This is a genomic window from Acinetobacter sp. ANC_7504, assembly GCF_056779995.1.
In genome coordinates, this window is record NZ_JBWYIZ010000001.1 from 402272 (window position 1) to 420464 (window position 18193).

Genomic DNA, 18193 nt, shown 5'->3' on the forward strand with positions numbered 1-18193 from the left:
TTTTATGAGTGAAGTATTTAAGAGAGTTCTTGTACTCCTATCAGTGTTTTTAATTTTTGCTTTAATTAAACCATTTATAATAGCAATAAATAGAGTTAACAATATAAATCAGGATAGTTATATTGTTAATATAGGGTATATAGGAAGTTATTTAAGTGGTACATTAGGTATATTATTAACTGCTGGATCATTAATATTTTTAGCAAAAACTTTGAGTTTTGAAAGAAAAAAATCAGATCAAGAAAACTTTGATAATAGATTTTTTTTAATGTTGGAAAGATTGGAAGTAATTAAAGATAAGGTAGATGAAAATATAAAGAAGAAAATTTTAAATGAAATAGACAATGTGAGTGAGTTTTCGGTTGAAAAGACATTAGAAGAAAGCAAGAAGATTATTCATAAATACAATAGTGAAATTGGTCATTATTATAGAATGTTATATCAAATTCTAAAGATGATTAACCAAAATAAAGATAATATTGCTAATTTTCAGAATGTATCAATCACTTATTATACGAATATTTTACGTTCAACATTAGATTTTAAATTAACTCAAATATTGGCAATTAATATCTATCATTCTGAAGGTTTTGATGATGATTATAAAGATTATGCAATCTATGTTAGCAAGTATAGTTTTCTACAACACATGCCTTTTTGTATTAAAAAGGATAAAATTTCGGAAGCTCTTTTAGCTGTTTATATCAACTTTAATAAATATGAGATAGAAGGTAATGCCTTTAAGGGTAGTTCCTTTGTAATTAAATTAAATTCTTACGTTTTGGGATCCGTAAAAAAGTCAATTGATCTTGGATACAATTACGACCTCAAGTATATTTTATTGAAGCGTTTGGCAGGAAAATGGGATTCATTTGATAATGAAAATCTCAAAATAGATATAAGTTTGATTTCTAAAAAAATGAAAATTCAAATTTTAAAGCATAATATTTATATAGAATTGAGAGACCATCATTCTGATAATTTTAAAGATATTAAATGTAAACTGTATAATGATCATCCTTATAGGATTAATTCTTATTTTGATGAAAAGCTTAACCTAATAATTATTGCATCGGATAATGAAGATGATTTTAAGCAATCAGGAAGGGATGTGAGTGATGTAAAGACTATAAAATTAAAATTATGTTCCACTAGTCTAAATAATCTTACAGTAACAGGGAGTATATGGTATATGTATGATTCTTTAGAGCAAGATATTTTGCATAAGATAATGAAGAAAATAGATTACTGATGATTAAATTTCGTGAATAATTATTGGTAAAATAATTATTTTCAAGTAGATTTATCATGTCCAAACAATCCCGCTTCCTCTGTATTGGTGGTTTCTTAAATGGAACCCAAGTCAAAGACCAAGGCGAAAGCTTTATCTGTATGACCAATGGCAATCAAGAACGCTATGCCAAAAAAGTGATTTTTTATCAAGAAGCTTGGGATCATGACTACTACATTTGCGAAAATGTCATGGCTCAACAGGCAAAAGAGTGGGTATTTCAGAGATACGGAGAACCCGTGATTTACCGTAAACGAAAGCCCATGAAAAAGCCCCGTAATTAAAAAATTAACGGGGCTAGTCGTACCACTCTCGTGATACTCATATAAGGCTCATCTCATACTGCCTGCATTAAAACACATTCACACAGATACGTCATGCTGAATCGAATATAAATTCAAATTGACTACTGAAAAGCTTACAAGCCCCTAACCATAAATAAAACAGACAGCAACAATCTAAAAATGTGAAATAAATAGAATAAGCAAAAAATGAACACAGTATGAATATTATGAAAACGCTACTTACCTTAAGTTTAATCAGTCTATCGCTCATTGCATGTTCAAGCGTGGAGATTAAAAATTATGATCCAGAAGAAGATGCTCGTTATCAGAAATATAAAGATGAAACAGTAAACATGTCTGAATACGATAAACAGCGCTATTACAATCAGCATCACCTAGGTGTAGTCGAGCCAGATCGAGTTCGCGAATCAATTCGAGAACAAAGAAGAAAACAATCGCAATAAACCAATAGGGCAGTACAAATAAATGTACTGCCTATAAATCAGTAGAAAATTACATTTCAGTAGCTGAATAAAGCAAAATTCTTTGTGAAAATTGATTAAAATTAAAACATTAGGGAAATACAATGAATTTTGAAGTTGATGCCTTTGGCACCATCGTGATTGCCGTATTTTTTCTATTTATTGGGCGCTATCTAGTCAACCGCGTCCAATTCTTTAAAAACTACAATTTACCTGAACCTGTGATTGGCGGTTTGGTCGCAGCAATTACAGCATTCATCTTATTTAAATTCTTTAATATCAGTGCCACATTTGATGCGCAAATTCAAAGCATTTTAATGCTGATGTTCTTTACCTCTGTGGGCTTAGGTGCAGATTTTGTTAAATTAAAAGATGGCGGGAAAGCCCTATTTATATTTTTGTTCTGTGTGATCGGATTTGTGATCGTTCAAAATATTGTTGGGGTGAGTTTAGCGACGGTTTTAGGCTTAGATCCTCTTATTGGCTTAATTGTGGGTTCAATCACCTTAACGGGTGGTCATGGCACGGCTGGTGCATGGGGGCAAGTGCTTGAAACCCAACATGGCATTCAAGGTGCGATTGTATTGGGTATGGCAAGTGCGACCTTCGGTCTGATTATTGGTGGTATCGTGGGTGGTCCAGTTGCTAAATTTTTAATTAAACGTCATCAACTGGCTGACAAAATTGACAATGATCAAAACGAATCACAATTGGATGATCAGTTAAAATCTGCACCATTTGAATATCCAAAAAAGACACGATTAATTACTGCAAGTAATGCGGTTTCGACCCTTGGTATGTTTGCACTTTGTATATTCACGGCAAACTTAATGACAGATTTTAGTCAGGGTAAATGGTTTGAGCTTCCAACCTTTGTTTGGGCGCTAGGTTCAGGTGTGATTTTGAGAAATCTGCTTGAACATGTATTCAAAGTAAATATCTTTGATCGTGCGATTGACGTGTTTGGAAATGCATCTTTATCACTTTATTTATCTATGGCATTGTTATCACTACAACTGTGGTTATTAGCAGATTTGGCAGGTCCGTTAGTCACGATTCTGATTGTGCAAATGCTGGTATTGATTTTATACACTGCTTTTGTGACATTTAAGGTGATGGGGAGCAACTACGATGCTGCGGTTTTATCAGCAGGTCATTGTGGTTTTGGTATGGGTGCGACGCCAACGGCTATTGCCAATATTCAAGCAGTAACCAATACCTATGGTCCTTCACACAAAGCATTCTTACTCATTCCACTCACAGGTGCATTTTTCATCGATATTGTAAATGCGATAGTGATCCAGCTCTCCATTGGGATATTGGGATAGACTAAGTTTAAAAAAACCGCCTTAAAGGCGGTTTTTTTACTTATGGAGACTTATATATGCAGTTGAGATTCGATCATCGGCCAAATATTTTGATGCGACTGTTTGAACATCATCATGTGTCCAATCGCTTTATGGCCAAGCTCTTTGGGTTTGAGTTCGATCGCTTCAGTAGGTGCATTAGGATACAAACGAAGTAAATCCTGAACATTTGCTTCGGTTGCAATCTCATCATCACTTGCCCAAATGGCCGTGACAGGAATTCGTATCTCTTTGTGATAATCTTGATCTAGGGTAACCGTTTTGCCAATTGCATTAATAACATAGCCTGGTTGACTACAAAATTGAGCCCAGTCACGTGCAACATCTTTCGGTAGATTTTCCCCCATACCAATGGCTTGGGTAGGGCCGTAACCGAGCATCATACGTGCGAGAGGAAAAATACCTTTAAACATCACAGGGGCAAGTAGTTTCGTACGACCTTTGAGCCCTTTTACATGCCCAGTCGAACCTGCAATTGCAACGACTTTTGCAACTTTATCATGGTTGGGGGTAATCCCAATGAGTTGTCCGCCGGCGCTGTGACCGACAAGAATAACTTGCTTGGCATGGGTAAGTTGTAAGAGTTGATCAATCGCAGCGGGAATATCTAACTGTCCCCATTGCACAATACTTGCTTTGGATTGCTTCAATGGGCCATAAAGAGAAGCACCAATACCACTAAAATCAAACACCATTACGGCATAGCCTTGTTGGTTAAGCCATTCGCAAAATCGATGATAAAACTTTTGAGTAATTCCAGTGGCAGGGCACACCAAGACGGGAAGACGCTTTGAATGCTCGGCAGGAAAAAAGGTAGCAGCGAGTTCGTATTGATCCTGACGAATAATTTTAATTTTTTGCATAATTTAAACTGTGCAAGTATCCGTAATCAAAATACTTTACTGCAGTTCTAAAAGATTAAACCAACAAATAATGACTGTTGCGTTTGTGAAATGATTGCTCAGTCGTGAAAGCAACCTGTTTCAAGAAGTGCCAATAATAATGGAAAGTATTCCTGCTGCAATTAAAGGTCCAACAGGGACGCCACGTAAAATAGCCACACCTGCTACAGTACCAATCAGAAGTCCAGCGACAATATTTGGCTGATTCGCCATAAGCGTTACGCCACGACCACCTAACCATGCCACCAATAACCCGATTCCAATGGCTAAAATTGAGTTTAAGCTCAAGAATGATTTGAGGATATCTTTACCCGGAATGGTGCCACTGGCAATTGGCGTGAGTACGCCAATGGTGAGGATAATAATGCCGATATTTAAACCATGCTGTTGAAGCAATGGAAAATACTCGTTTAAAGGGGTGATACGAAAAACAATAAGTACTGCGACTGCAATTGTGACAGCTGTATTTTGACTGAATATTCCACATGCCAATAAAATGATTAGAACGATTAAATTGAGGTCTAATTGAGACATAAAGAAGATCCAGTGCTTATCAGGACAGTACTTGAAAGTTATAATAGTTTAACTGATTTAAAGTCTGCATTCAGATGGCATCCTTTAAATTTCAACGAATATTGTAAGTAATGGAAGTGATTCATGGTTCTGGAAAAAATGTTACAGTCTCAAGGCTTTGGATCACGAAAATATTGTCAACAATTAATTAAAGCTGGTGCAGTGGTCATTGATGGTACTGTGATCACGGACCCGAAATATAAACTGAAGCTTCAAGGTCTTAGCTTCCACGTGTATAACGATGAATATACTTATCGTGAAAAAGTTTATATAGCACTCAATAAACCTGTAGGCTATGAATGCTCGCATCAAGCGACGCATCACTTCAGCGTGTTTGAATTAATCGATGACATATTGTTGCAAAGGGGAGTGCAAACAGTCGGACGTTTAGATCAAGACACGACTGGTATATTGTTACTTACAGATGATGGACAATTTCTGCAAGCGCTGACTCATCCTAAAAAACATGTTCCTAAAGTTTATCAAATGCATACAGCAGATCCAGTCACTGAGCAGCAAATCATTCAATTGGGTCAAGGTGTAGAGCTTCGCAATGAAACAGGATTGTTTCAAGCAACAGACATTCAACTCATAAGCGAACAACACCTACAATTTACAGTGCATCAAGGCGTTTATCATCAAGTTAAACGTATGGTTGCTGCTGTGGGAAATCGTGTTGAATCATTGCATCGACTGCAAATTGGACAATTAAAATTAGATCAGCTTGCTGAGGGTGAATATTGCTATCTCACTGAACAGCAAATACTCGCCGCCAAAAATCAAAGTCCTGATGCTCAACTCCTTTAGATTTAAATCATCAATGCTAAAGACTCTATTCTCAAGACGATATGTTGTGTAATGCCTTAGGATAGAAAGCAATGATAGGTTTGGAATTCATTGTCTTTGACGAAGCCCATCTTTTCGTAAAGTTGGTGAGATTGAAAGTTACTTCGTTGTGTCTCTAATGAAATTCGACTGGCTTTTTCGGATTGTGCAAACAAAATTGCAGTGTCAATGAGTTGTTTGGCTGAACCTTGTCTTCTATAAATTGGAGTGACATATACATCATCTAGAATGTAGTAGCTTGAACAAGCATGGGATGAAAAACCTAAATAAAGAATCACGAAGCCAGTGATTACATCATTTTTGATGTGAATAAAAATAACACTTTGTTGGTTTTCGAATCGCTGTTTTAGAAAATCATAGGATTGTTGAATATTGGATGATGCGCCATAAAACTGTCGGTATTCATCAAAAAGTACAGCGAGTTGATTGAGATCTTCTGTTGTGGCTTTCCGTACTATCACTGTTGAGCTCTCCTCAGATCATTATTTTTAATCTTGTTATGATGAAGAGCTAAACATATTTGCGCAGGGCGCTGTAAATTAAATTGTTTAAAAATACGACAAAGTTAACTTATGTCAAAAATTAATCTTTATCGCTTTCACCCAAAAGTGCATTCAATTCTGCAAAAAAATCGTCGTCATCTAAACTCGAAGTTGTAGTATTGGAATCTTGTTGTTCTTGCTTAAGCTTTTTGAGTTTCAACAATTGATCCATGTTGATCGTTTGATTTTCGATTGCAAAAGGAATGGACTTTGTCAGTACAACTTGTTTGAAAAATAAACGCACTGCTTGCGCTGGTGTAATCCCCAATTGCTTAAAAACTGCAAAGGCTTGTTTTTTTTCTTGTGAGTCAAGTCGGACTTGATAAACTTCTGTTTTTCTCATGAATTAAAACCAAACGACTCTAAATTTAAGTGCTTATTTTAATCTAAGTAAATGTAATTTCAATGTCTGAACGTGAAAATTATATAAATTTGTCATTACAATGAATCTACAATGTCAGTGTTTGCGTGCTTTTAAAGTGCATTTCAATATTTAATATCGGATCAATAAATTGAAGCTCATCAGCAAGTAATTGCAACGGAGCACTGAAATCATCCTCAGCTTTATGCGCGATTATTGGATATAAAGGATCATTTTTGATTGGAATGTTGAGCGCATTGAGGTGAACGCGGAGTTGATGTTGCTTACCAGTCAGTGGTTTCAAAATATATCGTCCCCACTGTGAATTGTGTTCTATCAGGTCAATTTCAGTGACAGAATTGGTGACGCCTTCACATACTTTCATTATATAAAATGGATTTCCCTTTTCGATGCGCAATTCAACTGTTCGTGGAAAGACTAATTCTTTTGAGTAAGGTGCGATGGCTTGATATGTTTTGGATACCTTTCGATCTGCAAAAAGTTGTTGATAGACTCCGCGACTTTCGACTTTTTTTGAAAATAAAACAACACCTGCTGTTTCACGGTCTAAACGATGAATCGGAGTGAGATGAGGATTATCAGTGAATTGCTTTAATCTCACCAATAAGGTTTCTTGAACATATTGACCTGTCGGACTCATGGTTAAAAAATGAGGTTTATCCACCACGAGCAGATCATCGTTTTCGTATAAAATTTTTTCCTTGAACGGAACATGAATTTCGTTTGCTAAAAAACGATAATAAAAAATATGAGAATTGGGTTGATACGCTGAGTTGATTGAAAGTGGATTGCCATCCGCATTGTAAATAAGACGATCTTGAAAACGTTGTTGCCACTCCAGTGCGTCTATATGAGAAAAGGCTTGAATGAGAAAGTCATAAATCGTAATCGGGGAGACTTTGAGATTTGGAAGAAATACTTTGCTGGCAGTTACACCATTGATCATCGGTGGCGTAAAACTTGGGGCACTTTCTGAATTTGATTTTGGCATAACAAGACAACAGAATAAAAAAATGATCAGATGAATGAGTTTTTGAACAAGTCTAGATAGGCACTGTTCAGGAGCATGCTATTATACCTCTTCAACAGATGTCTAATGTGATCCAGATGCAATATTCTTTTCAACTCAACTTAAATGATGAAGCAGATACTCAAAAATTAGCTGCATGTTTAGGGCAGTGTATTGAAAAGGGTGTCATATACCTCATTGGTGATTTGGGTGCGGGTAAAACTACCCTGACGCGTTATTGGTTACAAAATTTAGGTCATCGTGGTGCGGTTAAAAGCCCGACTTATACACTGGTTGAACCCTATAAAATCAATCAGCAGGATGTCTTTCATTTTGATTTGTATCGTTTGAATGATCCTTATGAACTTGAGTTGATGGGTATTCGTGATTATCTGGATATTGCTGATGCACTATTCTTGTTTGAATGGCCCTCTAAAGGTGGTGACGAAATTCCAAATGCAGATGTTATCTTGAATATTGAGAAATCTGATGATGAATCAGTACGTCATGTCACAATTTCTGCAAATGATGAAGCTTTACTCGCAAAATTAAAGACACAGTTTTAAATAATTCTATGGCGCATGATCTTAGCTTGAATCGAATTCAAACCTTATCTCCTGCATTAGCAAACCAAATTGCTGCGGGAGAGGTAATTGAACGTCCTGCATCAGTGGTGAAGGAACTTCTAGAAAACTCCATTGATGCAGGTGCGACTGAATTAATCATTCGAGTCGAACAAGGCGGTAGTACGCTGATTGAGATTATCGATAATGGCAAAGGGATTCATCCTGAGGATCTTCCGCTTGCGGTCATGCGTCATGCGACCAGTAAAATTCAAACTGCTGAAGATTTACATGCAATTGTGAGCTTAGGTTTTCGGGGAGAAGCCTTGGCTTCCATTGCTGCTGTTTCGCGCTTGACCTTGACCAGTAGTCGTGATGATTCAGGAATTGGTTATCAGGTCGAAGTAAACGGCACGGCCTTTGATCATCAAGAGATTCAAGCTGTTGCTACTCAGCAAGGCACACACATACGTGTACAAGATTTATTTTTTAATGTGCCAGCAAGACGAAAGTTTTTAAAAAAGCCAAATACGGAATTTGGTCACATTGAAGAAATCGTACGGCGCTTAGCCTTAACGCATTTCGATATTCGGATTGTGCTGGAACATAATGGTGCTATTCGTTTAAATTTGCCTGTCGCAGACAGTGGTCAACTCAGATTTCAACGTGTACAGCAGCTTTTAGGTCGACAATTTACGGAAAATGCGTATTGGATCGATGCTGATAGTGTCAATATGCGCTTATCAGGATGGTTAGGTCATCCTTCTGATGCTCGAGCACAAAGTGATTTGCAGTATGTGTACGTGAATGGTCGTATCGTAAAAGATAAAACAATCTCTCATGCTTTGCGAATGGCCTATGATGGCATCTTGCATGGGCATCAACATGCAGCTTATTTGTTGTTCTTAGAAGTTGATCCTGAATTTATTGATGTGAATGTGCATCCGACTAAACATGAAATTCGATTTTTGAATCAACGTGAAGTACACGAATTTGTACGTCATTTTGCCAAAGAAACTTTGTCGCAATTTCAAACTGCGACTGCGGATTTAGCCCAGGCTGTAAAGCTTGATCAAGATGTCATCGCACCATCAGTACAGTTACCACGTTATCAAGAGCAATTTAATCTGCATCAAAATGCTCCAGCATCGCCCCCTATGTCCCAGACGTTGCAGGAATCGAGTCATGAGGGGTATTTAACAGATTTTAGTGTTAAACAGCCTCAGTCAGTTCAATATAGTGCGCCGAGCCAGCCTTATTCAAATTCTAATATCAGTAATGCACTCAAGTCTTATTTGGCACCTTTGAAAGAAACGTCATCTAATTTTGAAGTTCCTCATGATGCTGAGATGGAATCAACATCGTCTAGAGTTGATGAGTTCCCCTTGGGGATTGCAATTGCACAACTTCATGGAATTTATATTCTGGCGCAAAATTCTGAAGGTTTGATCATTGTGGATATGCATGCTGCGCATGAGCGAATCCTGTTGCAGCAAATGAAATCTGCTTGGGATAAACCTGAATTTTGGACATCACAGCAGTTGCTTATTCCAAAAGTGATTTCAATTACACGCATGCAAGCCACGCGTATCGAAGACCTTAAGCTTCAGTTGGCGCGGCTTGGTTTAGAAATTGATCAATATGGCGATGAGCAAGTGATAGTGCGAGGTGTGCCTGCTATTTTGCACAAAGCTGATTTTAATGCATTAATCCCAGAACTTTTGAATGATCTTGATCCCAATGATGAGGCCAGTGCTTTACAACAAAAAAGAGACCATATCTTGGCAGGGATGGCATGTCATGGCGCAGTGCGTGCGCATCGAATGTTAAGTATTTCTGAAATGAATGCACTGTTGAGGCAGATGGAACAAACTGAGTTTGCAAGTCAATGTAATCATGGACGACCGACTTGGAGAGTTTTTCCACTTAGTCAATTAGATAAATTATTTGCTCGAGGAGAGTAATTGTACATGTCAAATCAAATGCCAGTCATCAACTTAATGGGGCCGACTGCGAGTGGGAAAACTGCTTTGGCATGCGAGCTATATGAGCGCGGTAATTTTGAAATTGTTTCAGTGGATTCTGCGTTAATCTATAAGGACATGGATATCGGTTCGGCAAAGCCATCAAAAGAAGAGCAGGAACGATATCCACATCACTTGATTGATATTATTACACCGCTCGAGGTTTATTCGGCAGCTCAATTCGTTGAAGATGCATCGCTGCTGATTGATGAAATACATTCACGCGGTAAGACCCCAATTTTGGTGGGTGGGACGATGTTGTACTACAAAGCACTGTTGGAAGGCTTGGCAACGAATCTCCCTAATGCTGATGAAAAGGTACGTCAACAAATTGAAAATGAAGCCATGGCATTGGGTTGGGAGAGCGTCTACGAAGAGTTAAAACGTGTCGATCCTATGGCAGGTGAGAAGTTTAAAGTGAGTGATCGTCAGCGCATTATACGCGCGCTAGAGGTCTATCGTCTGACAGGTCGACCTATCACTGAGCTTCAAGCTGAACAGCCTAAAAAACAGCCATATCGTTACAATTTTCATAATTATGCGCTATTACCTGATCGTGTAGAATTACACAAAAGAATTGAACTGCGCCTAAAAATAATGTGGGATATCGGTTTTTTAAATGAGGTGGAGTATCTGATTGAAAAATACGATTTAAACGATAATTTGCCATCGGCGAGATCTGTTGGATATCGCCAAGCTTTAGATTTTCTTAAAAATAGTGATAGAAGTCTCAAATCTAAGCAAGATATGGAAGACAAGTGTTTGTTTGCAACACGACAACTTGCTAAACGTCAATACACTTGGTTACGTTCTTTGCAAGAAGCGCACAGTTTTCAAACTTTTTTGACGATAAAGCAAGCTCAAGAAGACTTGCGAAACTTATATGGATAAAGCAAAATTTACTCACTATCTTTTTTATAAATTTTAATTGAAAAATAAAGATAGTTTTTTTGCGCTGATTTTATTTTTTGGAGTATAACATGTCTAAAGGTCAAACTTTACAAGATCCGTTCTTAAACTCTCTCCGTAAGGAACGTATTCCAGTTTCAATCTTTTTAGTCAACGGTATTAAATTACAAGGCCATATCGAATCATTTGACCAATACGTTGTATTATTAAAAAACACGGTAAGCCAAATGGTTTACAAACACGCTATTTCAACAGTTGTACCTGCACGTAATCCACGTCCTGCTGGTGCTCCTGCAGGCGCTCCTGCTGGTGCTCAAGGCGGCTTCGGTGGTCAACAAGGTGGCTTCGGTGCTCAAGGTGGCTTCGGTGGTCAAGGCGGCTTCGGTGGTCAAGGTGGCTTTGGCGGTCAAGGTGGCTTTGGCGGTCAAGGTGGCTTCGGTGGCGGTCAAGGTTTTGGCGGTCAAGGTGGCTTCGGTGGTCAAGGTGGCTTCGGTGGTCAAGGTGGCTTTGGTGCCACTTCTACACCAAACTTTGATGGCGAAACAAAATTTGATGATGCTCAAGAAGACGATAACAATCGTTAATTTTTGAGTAATCAAAAAGGCACCTGATGAAGGTGCCTTTTTTTATATGAACAGCCTAAAAATTAAAATTAAAGCCCCCATAGTGGAGGCTCTCAATTAAGAAAAAATTAGTTTTGGTTGGGTTGTTTAATTTCAACGTATGTACTTGCGCGAAGCTCTCTTAACCAGCCATCTAACTCTGCATCAAATTGACGGTCACCAAGAATTTGGCGCGCTATGCGTTTTTGCTGTTCCTGAGTCATGTCTTGCTGACGTGCATCAGTAACTTGCAAAATATGCCAACCAAACTGTGTTTCAAAAGGTTCACTGACTTCGCCAATTTTCGCAGTCTGCATTTTTTGATCAAACTCTGGCACCATCATACCTGGTGAAACCCAACCTAAGCTACCACCATCACGTGCAGAACCTGGATCATTAGAATAAGTTGCAGCAAGGACTGCAAAATCATCACCTGCCTTTACACGGCTATAGATACTGTCAATAGTGTGTTTGGCATTTTCAGGGCTCACCACTTCAGAAGTCTTAATCAGAATATGGCGAGTTTGGTATTGTGGCACAATTGTCTTTTTCTCATTTGACTTGCGCTCTAAGAGTTTCAACAAGTGGATGCCATCTCGAGCCTGAATTAAATCAGTAGTATTGCCTGGTGAAACTAAAGCGATACTCGATGCAAGTTCTTCTGGAATATCTGCGATTGAGCGCGAGCCCATATCTGCACCTTCAACTTTAATTGTAGATGTAGAAAATTGTTTCTGTATCGCATCTACATCATTCGAAGCTTGAAGTGCATCTTGAACTTGTTGCGCGACTTGAGTGAGTTGTTGTTGAGAGACTTCACCAGAAATTCTGAAGTGAATCACGTGAGCTTGAGTACCCACAGCAGCTTGACCTTCCGGTGATTTGAGGAAGTTTTCAACATCTTGGTCGCTGATTTTGATGCGTGACATCACTTGTTGTTGACGTAAGCGCTGAATAGCAAGATCATCAGCGACTTTAGCACGTAGGTTTTCATAAGTGCCCGGAGCCATACGGTCAAGCTTTTGCTGGAAGTCTTCAAGGCTATTACTGTTCGACTGGCGAGCAACATTAAGCACAGCATCATTTAAAGTTTTTTCATCAACTTGAATGCCATAGCGTTTTACTTGTTCAAGTTGTGCATTTTGGATGATGAGTTTATTCAGAGCTTGATTTTCAAGTACCTGAAGTGGTGGTACATCCTGTTTTTGAGCTTTAAGCTGATGTTGTAGCTCAGCGACACCTTGTGCAATGTCACTTTTTAAAATGGCACTTTTGCCAACAATAGCAACGATTTGATCTGATGGGTTTGCATAACTTGACACTGATGCAGAAATAACAAGTGCTAACGCTGAAGCTTTAAAGAGTTGTTTTAAATTTTGCATCTTCATTAATTTGTCCAATTTTGTTTAACTTTATCGAAGCCCAAGATTCGATTTTCCAGTAAAGAGCTTAACTTACTGTTTAAGCCACCAAGTCCTTTAAGTGTAAACTCTGCCATTACAGCACGTTTTTGTTTGGTATCTGGTGCATTAACATCATCTAAGTCATTGTAATAAGAGCGACCGTAGACCGAAACACCCCAGCAGCACGACTCATAATTAATACCTAAAAGGTACTCGCGTGCAACACTGTTGTCTAGATCATATTGCATATGACCCATCAAATTCCAATTACCTTTCACAGGTTGTATAAAGGATGCTGTAACTTGGTCATAGTGGTCTTGACGATCTTCAAGTCGCTTACGATTAAAATAACCAAAGTTGTATAGGTTACCTTGATCACCTGTGTAATACACTTGTAGATCACGTTGAGCATTATCTCCATTAGACATCCACATTGAGTTTGCATTCACAGTAAAGTTCTGAGAAAGCTGGCTGGCAATGCTGATCACAGGACCAGTTTGACGCTCAGTATTAAATGGGTCATTTTGACTATTATTCAAAGTCACCTTACGGTCTTCAAAATAGTAACTTTGTCCGATGCTGGCACGTAAACGTTCTAATCCGATTGTATCAAAGAGGCTGTAACTTACCCCGAGTGATAAGAAGTTATTATCTTCTAGGCGGTCGTGGCCATAAAAGCGACGTGGATTAAAGAGTTGATCGTAATTCAGGGACGCTGCGGTTGAGTCAAAGTTCGGTGAACTGTTTTGATTTCTGTGTGGTGCATAAGCATAGAATGCACGTGGTGTGATGGTTTGTAAGAATTTTCCATCTTTTTCAAAGATAAGACCTGCATCCAAAGTAAACTCTGGAACTATAACTGCATTGTCTTTGGTTTTTTTTCTTTGTTCTTCAGTGATACGATCAATCGTATTTTGATCAAAGAAAGTATTTATAGAGCGAACTGATGCTTGTGGTATAAAGAATGACCACTGATTGCGGAAATTATATCGAGCAGAAAACTCATTATAAAGACGTGTACCACTTGGTTGATAAATGGTGTCCATATTTGAGTTGTCTGAAGCATTTAAGTCATTAATATCTTTTTGGAAATATGCTGTATCGTTATTAAATTCGTATTCCAATCCTTGCGGGTTGCCAGTGATATAATTGACGAGCAATTGCGGTAGTCGCGCATAGGGGCGATCAACATCATCAACATCAGGGTCTAGCGTCTGGAAGTCTTCAACTTTGAGTTGCGCGCGCAACCCTGGAATTCCATTGGCGTAATTAAGATCCCAAGCGCGGCGTTGGTTTAACTCTGTTCTTGTATTCGGGTTGCTGTCTAGATCGGCAAAGAAGTCTTTATCAGAAACATAGTTGTATTCTAAATTGGTCGTCCATTGGTCATTGATTTTCCAATTGTGCAAGAGGTGTAAATCTTTACGATCTTCATCATCATATTTACGATCTTGTGCTAAATAACCACCCCAAATACGACCGCCACCATATTGTTCAGTCAGATATCTGAACTCACCCTCAGCCATCAATCCACGACCGCCAATGAAACGTGGGGTTATAGTCGCATCATAATTGGGTGCTAAATTGAGATAAATTGGCGCTTCAAGTTCTAAACCACCATCGTTGGTATAGCCAAAACCTGGGTTTAATAAGCCAGTGGTACGACGATCATCAATAGGGAAATTGAAATATGGCACAGCCAGCACTGGTGTGTTTTTAATATATAGTTTAGTGCCTTTGGTCACGCCACGCCCAGTGTCTTGATTTAACTCAATCGAATTGGCTTGAATCTTCCATGTTGGGCTTTGCTCAGGTGGACACGTGCTATAAGTTGCATTCTGAAGGAGTAAAATATTGGGTGAGGTGCGCTCAATATTTTCTGCACGACCATGCCCATGTGTCGCTTCTGAAATATAAAAGCTGTTATTGAGGCGTCCCGTTTGGGTTTTTAAATTGTAGTCAATTTGATCACTTTGAGCCAATAAACCGGCTTGTGCTAACTGTACATTGCCAGAAGCTTTGGCATGGGTTTGAGTGTTGTCAATTTTAATCTTATCTGCACGAACCATACGACCTTGTTGATCGATGATGACATTGCCTTCTAATTCTGAGTCACCATTTGGATTGTAATATGCACGATCAGCGGTGATGATCGACGTTGCTTGCTCAGGATCAATTGCTTTGGTATCAGGGCTGATTGGTGTCAACCAAGTTTGAGCACAAAATTTCGAGCTTGGGGAGAGCGTGCTACGTTGTTGCGCTTCGGCTGAATTTTTATTGACATAATATTGATCAAAGAAGCGCTGGCCAGGGTAGCTTTCTTTAATTGCAGTTTGAAGTGCTTGATTGTCCACCTCAGTTGTACTGTCTTTAGAGTCGGCATAACTTGAGACTGTGCTACCACACAATAAGGTTAAAATAGCAGTCGCCAAAGGGCTGAAAGTAAACTGATGCTTCATTTATATCATTAACCAAGTATGCAAATTGCAATTAATTATTGTCGCATCATAGAGAAAAAACGGATTAGTGGCTACACTTAGCACTTTAAATATTCAGCCTGTACTAGAATTTATAGCAAATGAATACACAACGTGAACAATTGATACATACGTGGGTGCAATCTGTACTTCAATCAGAGCAGTTCGAAATAAAATATTTAGCAGGCGATGCCAGTTTCCGTCGCTATGCGCGAATCACCTTGAATAATAAATCATTTATGTTGATGGATGCACCTCCAGAAAAAGAAGATTGTGTACCTTTTGTGACGATTGATGAGTTCTTCGATCGTCATGGTGTTCGTGTTCCACATATTGTTGCAAAGGATTTAGAGCAAGGGTTATTGCTTCTAGAAGATTTTGGGGATGAGCTTTTAGCGAACCATTTAAACAATGACACGGTAGATCAGCATTATTTACAGAGTTTTAAACAACTCATTCAATTACAGTCTATTCATGGTGTGGATCAGTTTCCAGAATATAGTTACGAAAAATTAATCAGTGAAATGGAGTTATTCACAGATTGGTTGCTTCCATCATTAAATATTCGATTAAATGCTGATGAACAAGGTTTGATTAAGCGTACTTTTGCGATATTGGCAAATGCGGCTTTAGCTCAACCACAAGTGATTGTTCATCGAGACTTTCACAGTCGTAATCTCATGTTGTTGAATGATGAAAAAGAACAAGGCGTAATTGATTTTCAAGATGCGGTAATCGGTGCGGATACCTACGACTTGATTTCAATTACACGTGATGCATACGTGCAATGGCCTCCAGCACGTGTAAAACAATGGTTTAAAACCTTCTATGAATTATTACCAGATGATTCAAAAATTGATCGTGATTTAGAGCGCTTTATTAAAGATGCTGACTTCATGGCGATTCAACGCCATTTAAAGATTTTAGGTATTTTTGTGCGATTGTTTGAACGTGATGGAAAGTCGGGCTATTTAAAAGATCTGCCTCGTGTCATGTGGTATTTACTCGAAGAGTCGAAGCCTTACACTGAACTCACTCCATTTATTCAATGGGTTGAAGATAAAGTGCTTCATGCATTTGAAGCCAAGTATGGTCACTATGAGGTAGTAGCTGCATGAAAGCCATGATTTTAGCAGCGGGTCTGGGTAACCGTATGCGTCCCTTGACGCTTTATAAACCAAAGCCACTGTTGGAAGTGGGTGGAAAGCCTTTAATTGTATGGCATATTGAAAAATTAAAGTCTATTGGTGTTAGTGAAATTATTATTAATTCGGCATGGCTGGCAGACAAATTGATCGGTGCTTTAGGCGATGGTTCTCAGTTTGGTGTGAACATTCGCTGGACGCGTGAAGATGAGGGTTTGGAAACAGCTGGTGGAATCATCAATGCTTTGCCGTTGTTGGGTGAAGAACCATTTATTCTCGTCAATGGGGATGTGTGGACTCAGTTTGATTTTGCTCAGTTACTTGAGCTTGATTTACAAGAAGATCTAGCACACTTGGTACTTGTACCAAATCCGCTACAACATCCTCAAGGTGATTTCACACTATTAGATGGTCGTGCTTATACTTTTGAGCAAGAAAAAGAGGGCGAAAATCTGACTTATAGTGGTATTGCGGTGATTCATCCTCGTTTATTTCAAGGTCTAGAATGGGGCAAGCGTCCTTTAGCACCTTTGCTTAAAGATGCTATGCACAACCACAGAATTTCTGCTGCAAAAATGGCAGAAATGTGGGTGGATGTGGGTACTCCAGAAAGGTTGATGCAGTTGGATCAGCAAATTCGAGAAGGACAATTTAACTAACTGAGTATTCACTAAGCGTTAAATAGTGTTCCACGATGCATAAAACGGTATACTTTGATTAATTTTATTGAGATGTTTACTGTTTATGCATCCTTTTTTTCATGAGTTACAACAAGGTAGTCAAAAACTAGGTTTATCACTCAGTGATGAGGCGTTGAATTTATTATTAAAATATCAAGATGCGCTTGTATTGTGGAATAAGGCGTACAACTTGACCGCAATTCGTGATCCTAAAGAAATGTTAGTTAAACATTTGTTGGATAGCCTCAGTATCTTGAAAGACTTGCCTGAAGGGCGATTGCTTGATATTGGTACCGGTGGTGGTATGCCGGGGATGATCATCGCGCTATGTCAACCTGAGCGAAGCTGTGTGCTTCTGGATTCGAATGGAAAAAAAATTCGTTTTCTCAAGCAGTTTATTGCTGATCTAAAACTAAAAAATGTTGTGGCAGTTCAAACTCGAGTAGAGAATGAAGAGAGTATTAATGAACTGGGTAAATTCGATGTAATTACCAGTCGTGCTTTCGCCTCACTGACAGATTTTATTACTGCTTCTCGACCTTTTATGCATGAAAACAGTGTTATTGCTTCTATGAAAGGTTTAATTCCTGCTGAGGAAATTGAAAACCATAAAGATGAGTTGAGTTGCGAAATTATTGAGCTTCACGTTCCTCGTTTAGATGAACAACGTCATTTATTGCTACTTAAACAAATTTAAAAATTCTAGGGATTG

The 18193-nt window shown here is 38.5% G+C and carries 19 protein-coding genes; 12 read left to right on the forward strand and 7 right to left on the reverse strand.

The features are described from left to right. Positions 1-4: 4 nt before the first annotated feature. The 4 genes from AC1M9F_RS01955 to gltS all read left to right on the forward strand — a co-directional run bounded on the left by AC1M9F_RS01955 (position 5) and on the right by gltS (position 3385). Positions 5-1252: a putative phage abortive infection protein gene (locus tag AC1M9F_RS01955; protein ID WP_481596913.1), complete on the forward strand. Its 1248-nt coding sequence runs from the start codon at positions 5-7 to the stop codon at positions 1250-1252. 56 nt (positions 1253-1308) lie between these two features. After that, positions 1309-1575, forward strand: coding sequence for a hypothetical protein (locus AC1M9F_RS01960; protein WP_481596914.1), 267 nt, complete (start codon positions 1309-1311; stop codon positions 1573-1575). A gap of 218 nt (positions 1576-1793) precedes the next feature. After that, positions 1794-2039, forward strand: a complete 246-nt coding sequence (locus tag AC1M9F_RS01965; RefSeq protein WP_481596915.1) for a hypothetical protein — start codon at positions 1794-1796, stop codon at positions 2037-2039. 122 nt (positions 2040-2161) lie between these two features. After that, positions 2162-3385 (forward strand): sodium/glutamate symporter, encoded by a 1224-nt coding sequence (gltS, locus tag AC1M9F_RS01970; RefSeq protein WP_035264641.1) that lies wholly within the window; start codon positions 2162-2164, stop codon positions 3383-3385. A 50-nt stretch (positions 3386-3435) separates the two neighbouring features. Here gltS and AC1M9F_RS01975 read toward each other — a convergent pair whose 3' ends face one another. Then, entirely contained in the window at positions 3436-4287 is an 852-nt protein-coding gene (locus AC1M9F_RS01975) for an alpha/beta hydrolase family protein (protein ID WP_481592992.1), read from the reverse strand. A gap of 120 nt (positions 4288-4407) precedes the next feature. Next, on the reverse strand, positions 4408-4860 hold the full coding sequence (locus tag AC1M9F_RS01980; protein WP_092766204.1) for a DUF441 domain-containing protein: 453 nt from the start codon (positions 4858-4860) through the stop codon (positions 4408-4410). A 123-nt stretch (positions 4861-4983) separates the two neighbouring features. Between AC1M9F_RS01980 and AC1M9F_RS01985 the strand changes: the two genes are divergently transcribed. Continuing rightward, a complete protein-coding gene (locus AC1M9F_RS01985; protein WP_481596916.1) occupies positions 4984-5706 on the forward strand; it encodes a pseudouridine synthase in 723 nt (240 codons plus the stop codon). 56 nt (positions 5707-5762) lie between these two features. Here AC1M9F_RS01985 and AC1M9F_RS01990 read toward each other — a convergent pair whose 3' ends face one another. From AC1M9F_RS01990 to AC1M9F_RS02000, 3 genes are all read right to left on the reverse strand, one after another. Then, the gene (locus AC1M9F_RS01990) at positions 5763-6206 is read right to left on the reverse strand and encodes a GNAT family N-acetyltransferase (protein WP_035264628.1); all 444 of its coding nucleotides are present in this window, start codon (positions 6204-6206) and stop codon (positions 5763-5765) included. Positions 6207-6327: 121 nt separating this feature from the next. Then, positions 6328-6630, reverse strand: a complete 303-nt coding sequence (locus tag AC1M9F_RS01995) for a type II toxin-antitoxin system RelB/DinJ family antitoxin (protein WP_092766206.1) — start codon at positions 6628-6630, stop codon at positions 6328-6330. A gap of 106 nt (positions 6631-6736) precedes the next feature. Next, positions 6737-7660: an RluA family pseudouridine synthase gene (locus AC1M9F_RS02000; RefSeq protein ID WP_481596917.1), complete on the reverse strand. Its 924-nt coding sequence runs from the start codon at positions 7658-7660 to the stop codon at positions 6737-6739. A 116-nt stretch (positions 7661-7776) separates the two neighbouring features. Here AC1M9F_RS02000 and tsaE point away from each other — a divergent pair, with 116 nt between their 5' ends. The 4 genes from tsaE (at position 7777) to hfq (ending at position 11758) form a co-directional block, all read left to right on the forward strand. Beyond that, positions 7777-8244 (forward strand): tRNA (adenosine(37)-N6)-threonylcarbamoyltransferase complex ATPase subunit type 1 TsaE, encoded by a 468-nt coding sequence (gene tsaE, locus AC1M9F_RS02005; RefSeq protein WP_481591165.1) that lies wholly within the window; start codon positions 7777-7779, stop codon positions 8242-8244. 8 nt (positions 8245-8252) lie between these two features. Beyond that, the gene (gene mutL / locus AC1M9F_RS02010) at positions 8253-10205 is read left to right on the forward strand and encodes a DNA mismatch repair endonuclease MutL (protein WP_481596918.1); all 1953 of its coding nucleotides are present in this window, start codon (positions 8253-8255) and stop codon (positions 10203-10205) included. Positions 10206-10211: 6 nt separating this feature from the next. Then, positions 10212-11156, forward strand: coding sequence for a tRNA (adenosine(37)-N6)-dimethylallyltransferase MiaA (miaA, locus tag AC1M9F_RS02015; RefSeq protein WP_481589849.1), 945 nt, complete (start codon positions 10212-10214; stop codon positions 11154-11156). Between the two features lie 89 nt (positions 11157-11245). Then, positions 11246-11758, forward strand: coding sequence for an RNA chaperone Hfq (hfq, locus tag AC1M9F_RS02020; RefSeq protein WP_481596919.1), 513 nt, complete (start codon positions 11246-11248; stop codon positions 11756-11758). Positions 11759-11865: 107 nt separating this feature from the next. On the opposite strand, the gene AC1M9F_RS02025 is transcribed toward hfq, so the two are convergent. Together AC1M9F_RS02025 and AC1M9F_RS02030 are read right to left on the reverse strand one after the other, a co-directional pair. Further along, the gene (locus AC1M9F_RS02025) at positions 11866-13164 is read right to left on the reverse strand and encodes a peptidylprolyl isomerase (protein WP_481596920.1); all 1299 of its coding nucleotides are present in this window, start codon (positions 13162-13164) and stop codon (positions 11866-11868) included. Then, positions 13164-15638, reverse strand: coding sequence for an LPS-assembly protein LptD (locus AC1M9F_RS02030; protein ID WP_481596921.1), 2475 nt, complete (start codon positions 15636-15638; stop codon positions 13164-13166). Before AC1M9F_RS02030 ends, AC1M9F_RS02025 begins: the two co-directional genes overlap by 1 nt. A gap of 119 nt (positions 15639-15757) precedes the next feature. Between AC1M9F_RS02030 and AC1M9F_RS02035 the strand changes: the two genes are divergently transcribed. The 3 genes from AC1M9F_RS02035 to rsmG all read left to right on the forward strand — a co-directional run bounded on the left by AC1M9F_RS02035 (position 15758) and on the right by rsmG (position 18178). After that, positions 15758-16774 (forward strand): aminoglycoside phosphotransferase family protein, encoded by a 1017-nt coding sequence (locus AC1M9F_RS02035; RefSeq protein ID WP_481596922.1) that lies wholly within the window; start codon positions 15758-15760, stop codon positions 16772-16774. After that, positions 16771-17460: an N-acetylmuramate alpha-1-phosphate uridylyltransferase MurU gene (gene murU / locus AC1M9F_RS02040; RefSeq protein WP_481588357.1), complete on the forward strand. Its 690-nt coding sequence runs from the start codon at positions 16771-16773 to the stop codon at positions 17458-17460. The genes AC1M9F_RS02035 and murU overlap by 4 nt, the downstream gene beginning before the upstream one ends. Before the next feature lie 85 nt (positions 17461-17545). Then, on the forward strand, positions 17546-18178 hold the full coding sequence (gene rsmG, locus AC1M9F_RS02045; RefSeq protein ID WP_481596923.1) for a 16S rRNA (guanine(527)-N(7))-methyltransferase RsmG: 633 nt from the start codon (positions 17546-17548) through the stop codon (positions 18176-18178). Positions 18179-18193 lie beyond the last annotated feature (15 nt).